This window comes from Desulfosporosinus sp. HMP52 (assembly GCF_000765145.1).
In the GTDB taxonomy this organism is placed as follows: Bacteria; Bacillota; Desulfitobacteriia; order Desulfitobacteriales; family Desulfitobacteriaceae; genus Desulfosporosinus.
Genome location: NZ_JMGA01000028.1, coordinates 21,850 through 37,879 on the forward strand (window position 1 = coordinate 21,850; position 16,030 = coordinate 37,879).

Genomic DNA, 16,030 nt, shown 5'->3' on the forward strand with positions numbered 1-16,030 from the left:
ACATTATATTTTTTATTGTATTTTTATCCAGGATAGTGTTTGAAATATAGAGTGATTAGTATGATATAAAAAGAATAACATATTCCCTGTCCAGTTAGCAATATCAAAGGATCACTCCAAATTATTCCACTGCCAACTAGACACCTCTCATCTTTCCCCTCTTACAACTCACGACAACAATTCCTTACCCTCCTTGTTGATCAAGCTTGGTTATGGATAATCCATCCATATTTTTTCATGAAGACTGGGGAATTATTCTTCATTTTCACAGAGAGATTCTTCAGCTAAAGAAGATTATTTGACAAACAACAGTTTATAAATTTGAACCACTATCAAAGGAATCAGGGACAGGCCAAATACTGTTATAAACTGTGTATAATCTAACGATACAACTTCGAAAACTCTTTCGAGTGGTTTTAAGGTTACTACCAGTGTCATTAATGAAAACCCGATAATCACTGACAGCCAAAGTATCTTGTTAGTGAAGATCCCTACGTGAAAAATTGACTCTTTGGATCTTGAGTTAAACCCATGTAATAACCTAGAAAAACCAAGTGTTGCAAAAGCCATAGTAGTAGCCACCCCCGTATCTCCAGTGGTCAATCCTATATAAAAGGCTATTATTGTACTGATTGCAATTATTAAGCCTTCCGCTAAAACCTCTAACCCAAAGGACTTGTCTAAGATGGGAGCGTCTTTTCTTCTTGGTTTTTCCTTCATAACATTTTCATTGTGGGGTTCTAGCCCTATGGCAATGGCGGGAAGGCTATCCGTTACCAGGTTGATGAAGAGCAAATGCACCGGAGCAAAAGGAACAGGCAGTGCGACAACGGAAGCATATATTACGCTCAAAATTCCAGCAGTATTTCCTGACAACAGGAACTTTATTGAATTTTTGATATTAGCAAATATACTTCGTCCATTAGAAACCGCCTTTATAATTGTAGAAAAATTATCATCTGCCAAAACCATAGATGCAGCATCCTTAGCAACCTCTGTTCCTGTAATCCCCATTGCTATACCGATATCCGCCTGTTTAAGAGCGGGAGCATCATTGACCCCATCACCAGTCATCGCAACTATATTGCCTTTATCTTGCCAAGCCCTTACTATTCGAATTTTATGCTCAGGGGATACCCGAGCATAGACCGAAATCTGCTCCACTCTTTCTCTAAGGGTTTCATCACTTAGTTGATCGAGCTCATAGCCTTCCACAGCCTCTGCTTCAGTCTTTAAAATCCCAATTTGTTTTGCTATGGCAGAGGCGGTAATCTTATGATCACCAGTGATCATGACAGGTTTTATCCCAGCATTTTGGGCACTGGCAATCGCTGGTGCCGATTCCTCTCTTGGCGGATCCATCATGGAAATCAGCCCTATAAATATTAGCTCCTTCTCATCCTCTAATTCAATTTTTCCTGTGTCATTAATTTCTTTATAAGATAACGCTAATACTCTTAACCCACTTTCAGAGAACTCTCTGTTTACTGTCTCAATCTTATTTCTTTCTTCCTCCGTTAGGGATTCTATTCCCCCATCCTTTTGTACGCTTACCACTCTGGAAAGCATAACATCTAAGGCTCCTTTAGTGAGCATCATAGTTTTACCATTCAACTTATTTACGGTACTCATTAGCTTTCGATCAGAATCAAACGGAATTTCCCCTAGTCTGGGATAATCCATCCTCATCTTTTCTTCATCTAAATCATATATCTCCCCCAAATTCACAAGCGCAATTTCTGTAGGATCACCAATTTCTTTGTCCTTAACCGTTATCGCATCATTACATAACAGTGCTACCTGTACAAGCATTTTTTCCAGCCATTTATCATGATCCAGTTCATCGTGTTCTAAAACTTTCCCATCTACAAAAATCTTTTGTACTTTCATTTTGTTCTGGGTCAAGGTTCCGGTTTTATCGGAACAAATCACGGAGACACTGCCAAGACCCTCAACTGCAGGAAGCTTTCTAACAATAGCGTTTTCTTTAGCTAATTTCTGTGTGCCCATAGCTAGAACAATAGTTACAATGGAGCTTAAAGCCTCCGGTATCGCTGCTACCGCTAAAGATACGGCGAACAAAAGTGATTCCATAAGCGCATGGCCTCTAGATAGGTTGACTGCAAAAATTAATGCCGATAAAGCAAGTATTAGAACAGCAAGTTTTTTACCAAAATCATCGAGATTAACCTGCAAAGGAGTTTTCTTCTCTTGGGCATTTTTTAATAGATTGGCGATCTTTCCAATCTCAGTATGCATGCCAATACCAGTCGAAATCACTACAGCCCTGCCATAGGTTACAAAACTTCCGGAGAAAACCATATTCTTTCTATCGCCTATGGCGATATGTTCTCCCTCAATGACTTCAGAATTCTTTATAACACTCACAGATTCTCCTGTTAAGGAGCTCTCATCTGTCTGCAGACTATAGTTTTCGAGAATTCTTCCATCTGCACTTACAAAATCTCCAGCGTCTATGTACAAAATATCTCCCACGAGGATTTCTCTTGATGGGATTTCAATCTTCTGACCATTTCTTAACACCTTAGCATTCGTGGAAGATAAGGACTTTAAGCTCTTGAGGGATTGTTCTGCTTTGAGATGTTGTACAGTCCCCAAAATTCCATTAATAATAACTACAACCAATATTACTAATGTACTCTCCAGCTTACCTAACAAAGCGGAAATTGCTGCAGCGGCTAATAAAATCAGTACTAAGAAGTCTTTAAACTGCTCTAAGAATATCCGAATCGGACCTTTCCGACCCTTTTCTTCTAATTCATTAAAGCCTTGTTCCTTTCTCCTGCTTACTACCTCTTCATCAGTTAACCCTCTTTCCGTAACTCCCAAAGCTTCCAACACTTTTGCTGCTGATAGTTTATAAAACTCTTGCACCTTACCGACTCCTCTCACTTGCCTAACTCATATTTATTATTCCATGGAGAAATGAAAATATGATGAGCTTTGGAGCAGGTGTAGTAATATGTCTTCTAAGATGACCTTTACTAAACCCTGGGCATACTTCACTTAGATTCATGCCTAGACTGTAAATCAAACTGTCTTTGGAATATTGCAGCAGACTCTCCTTCAAGCAGGTCATTGACATCCTTAATATCGAGGCGGTCAAGGAGTTCTTGAATATATGGATTGTTCAATGGGGTGCGGGCATCTGCTAACAGTCCATAGGTATTGACATGGAGAGTTCCTAATTCAGATTTAAGGAGGGCTTTTGGACCGCCGACACAGCCACCAACACAGCCCATTCCCTCATAGAAATTCGCCTTAATGTCTCCCTGATTAATGGAACGAAGGATCTCTTTACACTCCTGAATTCCCTCGGCTTGAACTGCCTTAATCTTGATAGGTTTGTCGGGTCTAAGCTGGTCAAGGGTATCTGAAATAGCTTTCGATACCCCTCCTGTACGGGCATAAATACGTCCGGCAGAGGAAGAATGTCCACTAGTGATATCCTCCATATCTTCTGGATTAACTCCCGTCGCTTCAAATATCTGCTTAACTTCCTCAAAGGTTAATACTGCATCAATGGCATCTTTGATATCTGCTTCTTTGGCCTCAGCTTTTTTTGCTATACAAGGACCTATAAAAACCACTTTTGCTTCGGGATGAAGTCGTTTAATTCCCCGTCCGCAAGCAACCATTGGAGAAACGGAAGGTTGGATATGGGGAATCAATTGATTATATACCCGTTTAACCATACCTACCCAGATGGGGCAACAACAACTGGTCAAGACAAAATCCTCCTCAGAATTAACTGCTCGATCAAATTCAAGAGCTTCTTTCAAGCTTAGGATATCTGCAAAAAGCGCAACCTCTACCATACCGTAAAAACCCAGACGTTTGAAAGCAGCTCTGAGTTGACCCATTGTGACCCGATCTCCAAACTGCCCAATAATCGCAGGAGCCACAATTGCATAGACTGCAGCCTCTTTTTTCCTCAGAAGATCTATTAAAGGAATGAATTCCTTTTTATCAATTAAGTTATTGAGGGAACACGTATCGATGCAATGCCCGCAGTGAACACAGCTGCGATCTTGGATCACGACTTTTCCTTCCATATCTCGGACTATGGCATTAAAGATACAGGACGTTTCACAGTTATGTTTTTCGCCTGTACATTCCCCTTTACAATCGTTAATCTGAAATACTACTTTGTCCTGCTCACCATTCCCCAAGGCATAATAGACATATTTTTTTGTAGCTTCATTTCCACTTGCTTCAATTTCTCGGATCTCTTGCTCTAGATTATCATTGTAGGAAGCTTTCACTAAGCGTTTAAATATTTCGTCGTAGGTAGTCACTGTAATTCCTCCATGTCAAAAACGTTGTTTGCCAAAGGTGCTGGCAAACTTATTTATACTAGCGTACACACCTTCCGGATGTTTATACTAGCCGGAAACTTTCAGAATGACATAGGATAGGCCAATGATGTTCATTGAGATGAGCGAACTCCAGAATTCATCAACCCTCACAGAACTAACATCCATTATCTAAAGTTTAGGAGGGATGCCCATCTCGGGCAGTCCTCCTAAACTTTCGTATCTTATTTAAAACAAATCGCTGTGAGTACCTGTTCTGGTAAGCGTCAAAACTAGAACATCGTTGTCAACCCTATAAACCAAAAGCCAGTCGGGAGTAATATAACATTCCCTATGCCCGGTCCAATCACCTAATAACATATGGTCATGATTTTTTTCCGGCAGGAGGATTCCGTCCGCTAATAGAGAAACAACATCCTGCAGTAATTGAAGATTATATCCTCGCCTAATAATTGCCTTTAATTCCATCCACGAATGATCCGGTTATAAAGGGCTGTAATTGTATACGGGTTTGTTCAACAAGCCAGAGCATGCCTCCTGCTTCGTACCTGAATGGGTACACCATTCTAGATTTGTACCATCTCTTTGCCATGTCCCCTGACATATATTTAATGATCACAGCGAATTTCTTCAGCTAATTCCCTACTGCTTTGATACTATGACGGTACTACGTCTACTGTCATAGCCTCTCGCTATTTACCAAGTGCAAAGCCCATAATCTCATGTCTTTTCGGTGAGATTATTCTTTGCACCTCCAAAATTAAAAAAGGGTATTGTCTTTTGAAATCACAAAAGACAATACCCTCACTATTTTTACCCCTAAACCCTCAAAGCTTTGGTATTAAGCTTTAAAGCTATCTCTATTCTGCTTTTCGTTTTAATTATTGAACCTTGTTCCTCACCGCCGCCTGGGCTGCTGCCAAGCGAGCAATCGGCACCCGGAAGGGTGAACAAGAGACATAATCCAGACCAACAATGTGGCAGAATTCAATGGAGTTTGGTTCTCCGCCATGCTCTCCGCAGATACCTAAGCCCAGACTAGGATTAGCACTGCGACCCAGATTTACTCCGATGCCGATGAGTTTGCCTACCCCGTCTCGATCGAGTACGACAAAGGGATCTGTTTTCATCACTTTCTTGTCCAGATAGACTGGTAAGAACTTTCCTTGTGCGTCATCCCGGGACAGGCCCATGGTCATCTGGGTGAGATCATTCGTTCCAAAGGAGAAGAAGTCCGCTACTTTTCCGATTTCATCAGCCAAGAGCGCCGCTCGGGGTACTTCAATCATAGTTCCAACATGATAGTTGATTTGGACATTTTGTTCTTGCATAACTTCAGCTGCAGTGTCATCCACTAACTTCCGCATCATAATAAACTCTTCTTTTCCCATAACAAGGGGGATCATGACCTCAGGATGAATTTCATATCCTTCTTTGATCAGTCGGGCACTGGCTTGGAAAATCGCTCGGGCTTGCATAACCGTGATTTCCGGGAAGGAAACCCCTAGGCGACAACCACGATGTCCAAGCATTGGATTTAATTCAGACAAAGCCCGAACATTACGCAGCAAGGACTCTTTTTCCTGTAGGGCACCCGATTCATCCTTGCTCATTCTCAGCTTAGTAATCTCGACGACTAACTCTTCCGAATGGGGCAGGAACTCGTGAAGGGGGGGATCAAGTAAACGAATAGTGACCGGGAATCCCTGCATAGCCTTTAGAATTCCGTAGAAATCCTCTTCCTGCATGGGCAAGAGCTTGGCCAGAGCCTCTTCCCGCTCTTCCAGGGATTGGGCCAAAATCATATCTTGCACAATGGGAATCCGCTCAGGATCCATAAACATATGTTCTGTCCTAGTTAATCCAATTCCCACCGCTCCATAATCTCGAGCATTGGTGGCTTCCGTGGGACTATCGGCATTGGCCATAACGCGCAGTCTGGAAATCTCATCAGCCCAGCCTAAGAATTCTTTAAATCCTTCACTCAACTCAGGATCAACCATGGATACTTCGCCTTTGATCACCCGTCCGGTAGCTCCATCGATAGACATAATAGTTCCTTGTGGGTACTCAACCCCATCAATAGCCACTACACCTTGAGTATAATCTATTTTCAAGGCATCACAGCCGCAAACAGCCGGTTTACCCATATGACGAGACACAACCGCAGCATGACTTGTCATACCTCCACGACTGGTCAGAATACCCTGGGCAGCTAAAATGCCGCGAATATCATCGGGAGTAGTTTCAGTCCGAACCAAGATTACCTTCTCGCCAAGATTCCCTAAGCGCTCTGCTTCCTCGGCACTCAAAACGATTCTTCCTGAAGCAGCTCCGGGAGAAGCGGGAAGTCCTTTGGCTAGTACATGCAGCTTAACCCCGGTATCCATGCGACGATGCAATAAATGCTCCAATTGATCGGGCTCAATTCTCATGACAGCTTCTTCTTTAGTGATTACACCTTCATGGAATAGTTCTACTGCCACACGAATAGCTGCTGACGCAGTTCGTTTACCATTACGGGTTTGTAACATGTACAGTTTGCCCCGCTCGATTGTGAACTCAATATCCTGCATATCCCGATAGTGAGCTTCCAGCTTTTTCGAAAAGCTCAAGAACTGCTGATAGATCTCAGGATTTTCCTGAGCTAAAGTAGCAATGGGGTTTGGGGTTCGTATACCGGCTACCACGTCTTCCCCTTGGGCATTCATTAGATATTCTCCATAGAGCGCACTCTCCCCCGTTGATGGGTTACGGGTAAAGGCCACTCCTGTTCCTGAATCTGAGCCCATGTTTCCAAAGACCATGGATTGAACATTGACAGCCGTTCCAATCTCATGGGGGATATTATTAATTTTCCGATAGACATTGGCCCGATCATTATTCCACGAACGGAAAACCGCTAAAACAGCCTGTTGCAGCTGATTTCTTGGCTCCATAGGAAAGGGGCTGCCGGTTTTACGTTCAATCTTTTTCTTATATTCACTGACCATCCATTTGAGACTTTCCGTGGACAGCTCAGAGTCATAGCGAACTCCTTGTTTCTCTTTAGCAGTCTCTAAGATCTGTTCAAAATTATAATGCTCTACTTCTAAAACAACGTCGCCAAACATTTGAATAAAGCGGCGATAACAATCCCAGGCGAAACGCTCATTTTGCGTGTTAGCGGCTAAAGCTTCCACTGTATCATCATTAAGTCCTAAATTAAGAACTGTATCCATCATCCCCGGCATCGAAAACTTTGCCCCAGACCTGACAGAAACCAGCAGAGGATTTTTCTTGTCTCCAAAAACTTTACCGGAAGCCGCTTCAACTTCTGCTAAAGCCGGCCAAACTTGCTCCCAGATCCCCTCGGGAAACTTCTCACCGTTGCTGTAATACTCGTTGCAGGCCTCTGTTGTAATTGTAAATCCCGGAGGTACCGGCAAGCCAATTTGAGTCATCTCCGCTAAATTAGCTCCTTTTCCTCCCAACAAATCGCGCATGGAAGCTTTACCTTCTTGAAATAAATAAACATACTTCTTATTCATTTCGATCCCCCTTAAATAATATCTCTAATATAATGCTGGCTGTCTCCTCTACCGCTTTTCCGGTAGCGTCGATAATCGGACAGCCGATACGTCTCATAATACCTCGGGCATACTCTAACTCTTGCATAATCCGGTCTAAGTTGGCATAATCTGCGGAAGCGCCTAAGCCCAGTGTTTTTAAACGCTCTGTTCGGATTTGGTTAAGCAGTTCCGGTCTCAACGTAAGACCAACTATTTTTCGGGATGGAATACTAAAGAGTTCCTCTGGCGGATCAACCTCCGGAACTAAAGGAATATTCGCAGCTTTAAGTCCTTTATGGGCTAAGTACATGCTGAGTGGAGTCTTAGAAGTACGAGAAACACCAATCAGAACGACATCCGCAAAAAGAACCCCGCGCGGATCTTTGCCGTCATCGTATTTAACAGCGAACTCGATAGCTTCTACTTTTCTAAAATACTGTTCATCCAGGCGATGAATTATGTTCGGCGTATGGGTGGGATCCATCCCGGTTTGACTGGCCAAAGCCCCAATCAGCGGTCCAAGAATATCAACGGTTTTAAGTCCCTTTTCTAAAGCCTTCTTCTCTAAATATTCACGCAGGTCTTTAAGTACAAGAGTATAAACTAAGATAGCTTGCTCGGCAGCAGCCTCTTCCATAATATCTTCTAAATGGGTTTGATCCCTTACATAAGGAACCCTGCGAATGCGTGTCTTAACACCAATAAATTGTGCCGCAGCAGCCCGACTTACAAACTCAGCCGTCTCACCAAGTGCATCTGAAATAACATAAATAACAGCCGCTTGGGTCGTCAAAAATAACACCTCCGAATTGTACGTAGTTCCTTTAACCTTCATATCAAGGATCTTTATCTCGTTTCCGAAATCTCTACAAACAGTTTCGTGACATTTGTCTTAGTAAACCGACCTACAACCTCATAACATTCATTTCCATTCTCATCCACATACCCTTCAACCACCGGCAAACTATCCACCTGGTGCTGAACCAGTTTTTTAGCAGCACTCAAGACGGGCTCATCCAGGGTTGTCATGTAGATGTTCGGCATCCGGGTCATAATAACCCCTACCGGAACTTGTTGAAGATCCATTTTTCCCAGGGATGCTTTCATGATATCTTTTCGAGAGACCATTCCCAGCAGAACTCTGTCGGGGCCAACAACTGTTACACTCCCAACGTTCTGGGTAAACATCACAACGGTTGCATCATAGATACTCGCATTTTCCAATACAGTGACCGGCATAGACTTAAATGAGCAGACTCGTAGTTGAAGCATACGCTCCATGATAGGAGAGGGGCCGAGATCTTCACGATAGGAATATCCGACACGTGGCCGTGCCACTAAGACTCCGGACATTGTCAAGACGGTTAAATCAGGGCGGAGCGTGGCTCGCGTCAAATTAAGCATTGACGCAATCTTTTCACCCGTGATGGAACCTGAAGCTTTCACGATCTCCACTATTCGTTGTTGCCGTTCCGTCCATTCCAACCAATTTCACCTCTTATGTATTGCTCTGTCTCAATGTGACATACTATTGGGTTCAATTTGCTTCAATTATATCATATTATATTATTCATTGGATAGATAGGTGAACATATATAACCAATTATTTTTAATAAGAACTCGATTAATTTGGTGTAAAAAGTTTGCCCCAACAACCCATCACCCTCAATTCCTCTACGAAGATAGCAGACAATGATAGAACTAATAATGAAGAGATTAACCCGCTCTTAAGACTGAACAAATTTACCAAGCATATTTCAACAATTGATTGCAGAACCTACGATATGCTGTATATCATAAGCCTCCTGACCTAAACACTCCAAATATTAATTATTCGATCCATTAAAGTACCCACAATCATGCGACGATAAATTACTTAATGTGCCAAGCTTACCAAAGCTATCCCTTAAAATTGGAGCCTAAATATTGAACAGAAAGGGTCTGAAACAATAGTTGTTCCAGACCCTTTTATAGTTCAAAATTGCTAAAGCCCTTTTGCGTTTAAGCTAAAAGGCTTAACTCACCTAAGCATCCCAGCATTTCCACACATTGTCCAAGCAACGCTAAGCGGGCCTTTTTCAAATCTTCATCCTCTACCATAATCATGACCGCTTGGAAAAGGGCTTCGATCTGAGGGACAAGTTCCCAAGCCAGATCATAGGCTTCCTCATAGCTGCCTAACTCGATCATCTCAGCAAAACCCTGTCTACGGGAAGATATCCCTTTAGCCAAGGCTATTTCAGTTTCATCTACCAAAGAAGCTTCCTTCAACTCTGCCAGAGCTTCTTTCTTGCTTAAGTTATAGCAGCGGGTATAGGTTTGCGCGTAAAGAACAAACGCTTCTTCCCCTCGTTTTTTCGAAAGTACTCGGGCTCTTTTTACCGCACGATTAATGTTGTCACTACCCAGCGCTAAAACAGCATCGATTGTATCATAGCGGAGTCCTTGCTCCTGAAGCACGAACCGCACCCTCTGCTGGAAGAAATCAAGCAACAAAGGTAAGATCTCGCCCAGGGGCAATGCTGTCGTCCCCTGCTCTTTAAATAAACTGTAGGATTTTTGGATGAGCTCGGGCAAAGAGAGATCCCATCCGGAATCTAACAGAACTGCCACAATACCTTGGGCTTGTCTTCTGAGAGCGTAAGGATCTTGAGAGCCGGTAGGTTGAATTCCAATACTGAAGGCTCCGACAATCGCATCAAGTTTATCCGCAATGCTAACTACCCGTCCAGAATCTGAAGCAGGTGTCGCATCCCCTGCAAAGCGAGGTTGATAGTGCTCGAGTATTCCCCGGCATACCTCAGGCTTCTCTCCGCTGGCTTGAGCATAATCCGCCCCCATAATCCCTTGTAACTCCGGAAAATCACTAACCATCAAGGTTACCAGATCTGCCTTGGCTAAATAGGCAGTTCGATCAACCTCTGCTTGTTTGCCTTCTCCAAAACTTAGACTTTCAGCCATGAATCCGGATAATCCCCTTAAACGCTCAACCCTTTGTTCAACAGTCCCCAGCTTCTCGTGATAGACAATTTTCCCAAGCTTCGGAACTAAGTCAGCTAAGGCAACTTTTTGATCTTCTCGATAATAGAAAGCTGCATCTTCTAAGCGAGCCTTCAGAACCTTTTCATTACCCGCTTTAACTGTGTCTAGAGCGAAATCGCTTCCGTTGCGCACAGTGATAAAATAAGGCAAAAGCTTTCCTTCTTCAGTGCGAACGGGGAAATAACGTTGATGCTCCCGCATAGGGGTTGTAATGACAGCCTCCGGCAAGTGCATATATTGAGAAGCCACTTCACCCAATAACGCCGTCGGATATTCAACCAGATGAATAACCTCACTCAAGAGTTCTTCATCTTCAGGAACCTTACCTCCGACTTTTTCAGCCAGTTCTTTCAATTGTGCTAAAATCAAAGCCTTACGTTCCTCTGGATCAATAACCACATAGGCTTGACGCAAAGCCTCACGATAATCCGAAGGTTGACTAATCAGTACCTCTGCCGTTGCTAAAGTGCGATGTCCTCGGGAAACACGCCCTGAGTTGAGACCCACAAATTCGAAGGGAATGATATCTGAGCCGTAAAGTGCGACAATCCACCGAATGGGTCGAGCAAAGCGAAAATCCAGATCCCCCCAACGCATCGGCTTAGGAAAATGTAATGAGTTAATCAGGTCAAGAGCCAACTGAGGGAGGAGAGATTTGGTTTCCAGCCCAACTTCAGATTTTCGAGCATATACATAGGGTACCCCATTAATTTCCTGAACAAAAAGGTCTTCAATGGACACACCCTGCCCTCTGGCAAACCCTTGAGCCGCTTTAGTGGGAGCTCCGTTGGCATCATAAGCAGCTTTGACCGCCGGGCCTTTAACTTCCATGGATAGATCCTCTTGGGTATCCGCAAGTTCTAAGACAATTAGCGTCAGACGCCGGGGAGTTGCAAATACCTGGATTTCCTTATAGTTTAAACGGAGTTCCAAAAGACGCTTGCGGGCTTGCTCTTCCAACTGACTCATTGCCCCCGGTGAGAATTTTGCCGGGATTTCTTCCGTTCCGATCTCAAGCAAAAAATCCTTTGCCATCTTATTTCACCTCTTTCACAGAGTTATTTTTCTTTAGTAAAGGGAAACCTAACTTCTCTCTCTGCTCTACATAGGCCTGAGCACAAAGACGAGCTAAAGCTCTAACCCTGGCAATGTAGCTGGTACGTTCTGTGACACTAATTGCCCCCCGGGCGTCCAAGAGGTTAAAGGTATGAGAGCATTTTAAAACATAATCATAGGCCGGAAGTACTAACCCCTTCTCTACAACCCGTTTTGCCTCGCGCTCATACATATCAAACCAGGTTTGTAAGGCTTCAATATCCGCTACCTCAAAATTATAGTGGGAGTAATCAATTTCATTTTGCAGATAAATATCACCATAAGTGACATCCCCTACCCATTCAATGTCATAAACATTATCCTTATTTTGAATATAGGTTGTTAAGCGCTCCAGTCCATAGGTAATCTCAGCACAAACCGGTTTACAGTCAATCCCTCCGCACTGTTGGAAATACGTAAACTGAGTCACTTCCATTCCATCAAGCCAGACTTCCCAGCCTAATCCCCAGGCCCCCAAGGTAGGTGATTCCCAATTATCTTCAACAAAACGAATATCATGCTCGCGAGGATTGATCCCTAATTTCTCTAGACTCTGCAAGTAGAGCTCCTGGACATTGTCCGGCGAAGGCTTAAGAATAACTTGATATTGAAAATAATGCTGTAAGCGGTTGGGATTTTCCCCATATCGTCCGTCGGTAGGTCTCCGAGACGGCTCAACATAGGCAACATTCCAGGGCTCCGGTCCCAAAGCCCTTAAAAAGGTTGCCGGGTTCATAGTCCCAGCCCCTTTTTCCACATCATAGGGCTGCGCAATGATACACCCTTGCTCACCCCAAAACTGATTGAGGGTCAGAATAATGTCTTGGAATTTCATGATAAACCTCCTATTAGAATTTATTTAGATAAAGATGCGGTTTCAACTCATATGGGTGAACGTGCAGTGGCACTCAAAACCCTAAATGCCACTATATCCCCCGTTCCCAGCCCCAACTAACCAGAAACTAAGGGGCCAATCGCTTAGTGAACACTTTAGCGGAAGTTCACGATAAAGCAAGTGCCGATACTGAGGCATTATTCCGCCCTGGTTCACTTTCTGCACTACCCAGAGGTTGGCGGAATAGCCTCAGTATCCAACGAGCCAGTGGAAGGGAACGTGTGTGAACGGGCAATGGCCCCTTACTTTCAAAGACCCACCATCTTCCCCCGTTCCCAGCCCCGACTGCAGAAACTAAGGGGCCAATTGCTTAGTGAACACTTTAGTGGGAGTTTACGATAAAGCGAGTGCCGATACTGAGGCATTATTCCGCCCAGGTTCACATTCCGCACTACCCAGAGGTTGGCGGAATAGCCTCAGTATCCAACGAGCCAGTGGAAGGGAACGTGTGTGAACGGGCAATGGCCCCTTACTTTCAAAGACCCACCATCTTCCCCCGTTCCCAGCCCCGACTGCAGAAACTAAGGGGCCAATTGCTTAGTGAACACTTTAGTGGAGTTCACGATAAAGCGAGTGCCGATGCTGAGGCATTATTCCGCCCAGGTTCACATTCTGCTCTACCCAGAGGTTGGCGGAATAGCCTCAGCATCCAACGAGCTAGTGAACGGAACGTGTGTGAACGGGCATTGGCCCCTTACTTTCAAAGACCTCAAATTAAAAAAACCCTCACCCCCGTAGCAATTTTACAAGCTACAGGGACGAGAGCTATTCCCGCGGTTCCACCCTGTTTGACCCCTAAGAGTCCCCTTCGTTTTATATGCTCAGAGCCGCCCCATTCACTTCTCCCATTCGGCTTCCACCCGCCCGAACTCGCTTTAAGAGAGGATTCGTGAATTTCTTTCCCATCATCGCAGAATTAAAGTCATTGATTTTAATTATTATATGCTGAGGAAGAAATTGTGTCAAATCCTACCCTCAAACCTTTATTTCTTTTATTTTTGAAATAAACTTCCCATAAACTTTATGCATATGAGGCTCATTGCTATAGGCAATCAATTCCTCTAAAAGGATCCATCTAACCCCACTATTTTCATCTTCCTTAACAATCAAGAGGTCATTTTCATCAGCTTCAATCAAAAACGCTGCTGATAAATGCAAATGAGGAGACACATATTCCCCTCTTTTTATATGCCCTAAAACAGGAAGAATATCTAAGGAGAATATTCCGGTCGCCATTAAGTTAATATTAACAACCCCCGTTTCCTCCTTCAATTCCTTAATGGCAACAGCTAACAAGTCCTTATCCCCATCAGCATGCCCACCCGTCCATGACCAAGAATTATATATATTATGATGGACAACCAGAACTTTGTCCCTCGCCTTATTCAATACAAACGCAGAGCTGGTAAAATGAGCAATTTTATTATTTCTAGTAAAAACATCCTCATAGACTTCTAAACAATTTAAAATTATAGCTTTATCCTTTTCCTCTTGCTCATTGTAGGGAACGTATTTGTGAATTAATTCAATAGAATCCATCTTTTGCTCTCTTTCATTAAGAATAATTTAATTATCATGAGAACATTATGTCTTAGATGTTCAATAAATATCAGTGGGTAGTTATTATAGAGAAAGAGAAACTGAAATATAACAGCCTAGACAAGAAATGATAATTTCTTGGATTCGTATATTACAAATAGGACAGTAAACACGAATCCAAGAACCGAAAATTAAAACTCTCCCGTTTCTCTATCATAAGGATAATCCGCTTTTGAGGCTACTTCCAATTCAAAATGATTCAAAGCCGCACCTACAGCACCTACAAGAGTCAGCAACCTCAGGCTGGGCTTCCTCCATATCGTATAGGCCAGGGCTAATCCCAAAGGAGCCGAAAGGCTAATAATCGTATTGTCGTGGCGTTTCAGACTAATCGTGGAGTGATTAATCCTGGAGACCGTGGATTTAAGACTGTCTAGAATACCCTTGCCACATTCTTCAAAATGCCAGTCTGGGCCCAAGCCATTGCGAACCCTCTCTAAATCATCTAAAGCCTTCAATAAATCCCCCTCAGCTAAGTTCAAGGCTGTTCGAGCCTCTTCATAGCCAATCCCCATACGTTCACGAATTACATCTATCTTGTCAAGTTCTGTCCAGGATTCACTCATATTATTTACCTTCCTTTCCATCAAAACTTTGCTCCAAGTTATCCTGCATCAAACTTCCCATTCTCCAAGATTTAAGAGGACGTTCAAATTTATGTTCAATATAAAGCCGTAATGTCTCTAAAATCTCTTGCTCCATCCAGACTCCCCAGCGCATCCGATCAAGCTTAGTAATATCAGCACGAATCAATTGCCGCATAAACGCTACACTACCCGCTCGAATCCAGCGCCCGGAATATCTTTCTCGACAGTTCCCACATAAGAGCCCCGCCTCTAAACTAAAAAACAATCGGTCCCCCTTGACACTAACCCCACAATCAGCACATCCTTCTAAAAAAGGACGATAGCCCAGGACATCCATTAACCGTAAAGCATAGGCACCAAGTACAAGTGAGGGTTGAAAATGTTCTAGCAGAAAAAAACAAGTTAGGGTAAGTCTAAACAGCTCAATATTAGGCTGCTCCTTAATCGTGGAAATGTCTAAAAGCTCAGCAATTCCCGTCGCAGCAAATGACCGATCCAGATCGTTCCAAAGATGAGGAAAACTCTCCTTAGGGCTGCACTGGGAAACAGTGTCCAGAGTCTTCCCTCGATGGATCAGAAAATCTCCATAGGTAAATAACTGAGCTCCTGCTCGTTGCCGACTCTTAGGTTTACGCACTCCTTTGGCAACCGCCTGAAGTTTCCCCAACTCACGGGAAAAAAGAGTGAGTACACGATCCGACTCACCAAATTGTTTGCTGCGGATCACCAACGCGTCCGCATGATAAACGGCCACGCCCACTCACCCTTTCTATTCTTTGTTATCTTTAATCTTAGTATACATGGTTTATCTGCTCAGACATAAAATGTGCCAATACTAGCGCCGAAGGATGAACCCCGCTCCCCAAAGAAAAGAGCTTGAACGGTTAGTTTGCTCTGTGTCGTAAGACCGAGTCAATGTACACA

General features: G+C 43.5%; 12 protein-coding genes. 1 reads left to right on the forward strand and 11 read right to left on the reverse strand.

Annotated elements, in window-relative coordinates; genetic code table 11:
* Positions 1-294: 294 nt before the first annotated feature.
* The 8 genes from DP73_RS11895 to glyQ form a co-directional block, all read right to left on the reverse strand.
* Entirely contained in the window at positions 295-2,895 is a 2,601-nt protein-coding gene (locus tag DP73_RS11895; RefSeq protein ID WP_034599723.1) for a cation-translocating P-type ATPase, read from the reverse strand.
* A 128-nt stretch (positions 2,896-3,023) separates the two neighbouring features.
* On the reverse strand, positions 3,024-4,325 hold the full coding sequence (locus DP73_RS11900; protein WP_034599724.1) for a [Fe-Fe] hydrogenase large subunit C-terminal domain-containing protein: 1,302 nt from the start codon (positions 4,323-4,325) through the stop codon (positions 3,024-3,026).
* Positions 4,326-4,565: 240 nt separating this feature from the next.
* A complete protein-coding gene (locus tag DP73_RS11905; protein ID WP_052090628.1) occupies positions 4,566-4,805 on the reverse strand; it encodes a type II toxin-antitoxin system YafQ family toxin in 240 nt (79 codons plus the stop codon).
* Positions 4,806-5,218: 413 nt separating this feature from the next.
* Positions 5,219-7,867, reverse strand: coding sequence for a pyruvate, phosphate dikinase (gene ppdK, locus DP73_RS11910; RefSeq protein WP_034599726.1), 2,649 nt, complete (start codon positions 7,865-7,867; stop codon positions 5,219-5,221).
* The gene (locus DP73_RS11915) at positions 7,860-8,681 is read right to left on the reverse strand and encodes a pyruvate, water dikinase regulatory protein (protein ID WP_034599727.1); all 822 of its coding nucleotides are present in this window, start codon (positions 8,679-8,681) and stop codon (positions 7,860-7,862) included. The genes ppdK and DP73_RS11915 overlap by 8 nt, the downstream gene beginning before the upstream one ends.
* 53 nt (positions 8,682-8,734) lie before the next feature.
* On the reverse strand, positions 8,735-9,373 hold the full coding sequence (locus tag DP73_RS11920; RefSeq protein ID WP_034599728.1) for a helix-turn-helix transcriptional regulator: 639 nt from the start codon (positions 9,371-9,373) through the stop codon (positions 8,735-8,737).
* Positions 9,374-9,889: 516 nt separating this feature from the next.
* The gene (glyS, locus tag DP73_RS11925; protein WP_034599729.1) at positions 9,890-11,965 is read right to left on the reverse strand and encodes a glycine--tRNA ligase subunit beta; all 2,076 of its coding nucleotides are present in this window, start codon (positions 11,963-11,965) and stop codon (positions 9,890-9,892) included.
* Position 11,966: 1 nt separating this feature from the next.
* Entirely contained in the window at positions 11,967-12,860 is an 894-nt protein-coding gene (gene glyQ, locus DP73_RS11930) for a glycine--tRNA ligase subunit alpha (RefSeq protein WP_034599730.1), read from the reverse strand.
* Positions 12,861-13,006: 146 nt separating this feature from the next.
* Between glyQ and DP73_RS23465 the strand changes: the two genes are divergently transcribed.
* Positions 13,007-13,147 (forward strand): hypothetical protein, encoded by a 141-nt coding sequence (locus DP73_RS23465; RefSeq protein WP_165574410.1) that lies wholly within the window; start codon positions 13,007-13,009, stop codon positions 13,145-13,147.
* A 748-nt stretch (positions 13,148-13,895) separates the two neighbouring features.
* On the opposite strand, the gene DP73_RS11935 is transcribed toward DP73_RS23465, so the two are convergent.
* The 3 genes from DP73_RS11935 to recO all read right to left on the reverse strand — a co-directional run bounded on the left by DP73_RS11935 (position 13,896) and on the right by recO (position 15,860).
* Positions 13,896-14,459 carry an NUDIX hydrolase gene (locus DP73_RS11935; protein WP_034599732.1) on the reverse strand — a complete coding sequence of 188 codons (564 nt, stop codon included), beginning with the start codon at positions 14,457-14,459 and terminating at the stop codon, positions 13,896-13,898.
* 191 nt (positions 14,460-14,650) lie between these two features.
* Entirely contained in the window at positions 14,651-15,085 is a 435-nt protein-coding gene (locus DP73_RS11940; RefSeq protein WP_034599734.1) for a DUF4342 domain-containing protein, read from the reverse strand.
* 1 nt (position 15,086) lies between these two features.
* Positions 15,087-15,860, reverse strand: coding sequence for a DNA repair protein RecO (recO, locus tag DP73_RS11945; RefSeq protein WP_034599735.1), 774 nt, complete (start codon positions 15,858-15,860; stop codon positions 15,087-15,089).
* Positions 15,861-16,030: the final 170 nt, after the last annotated feature.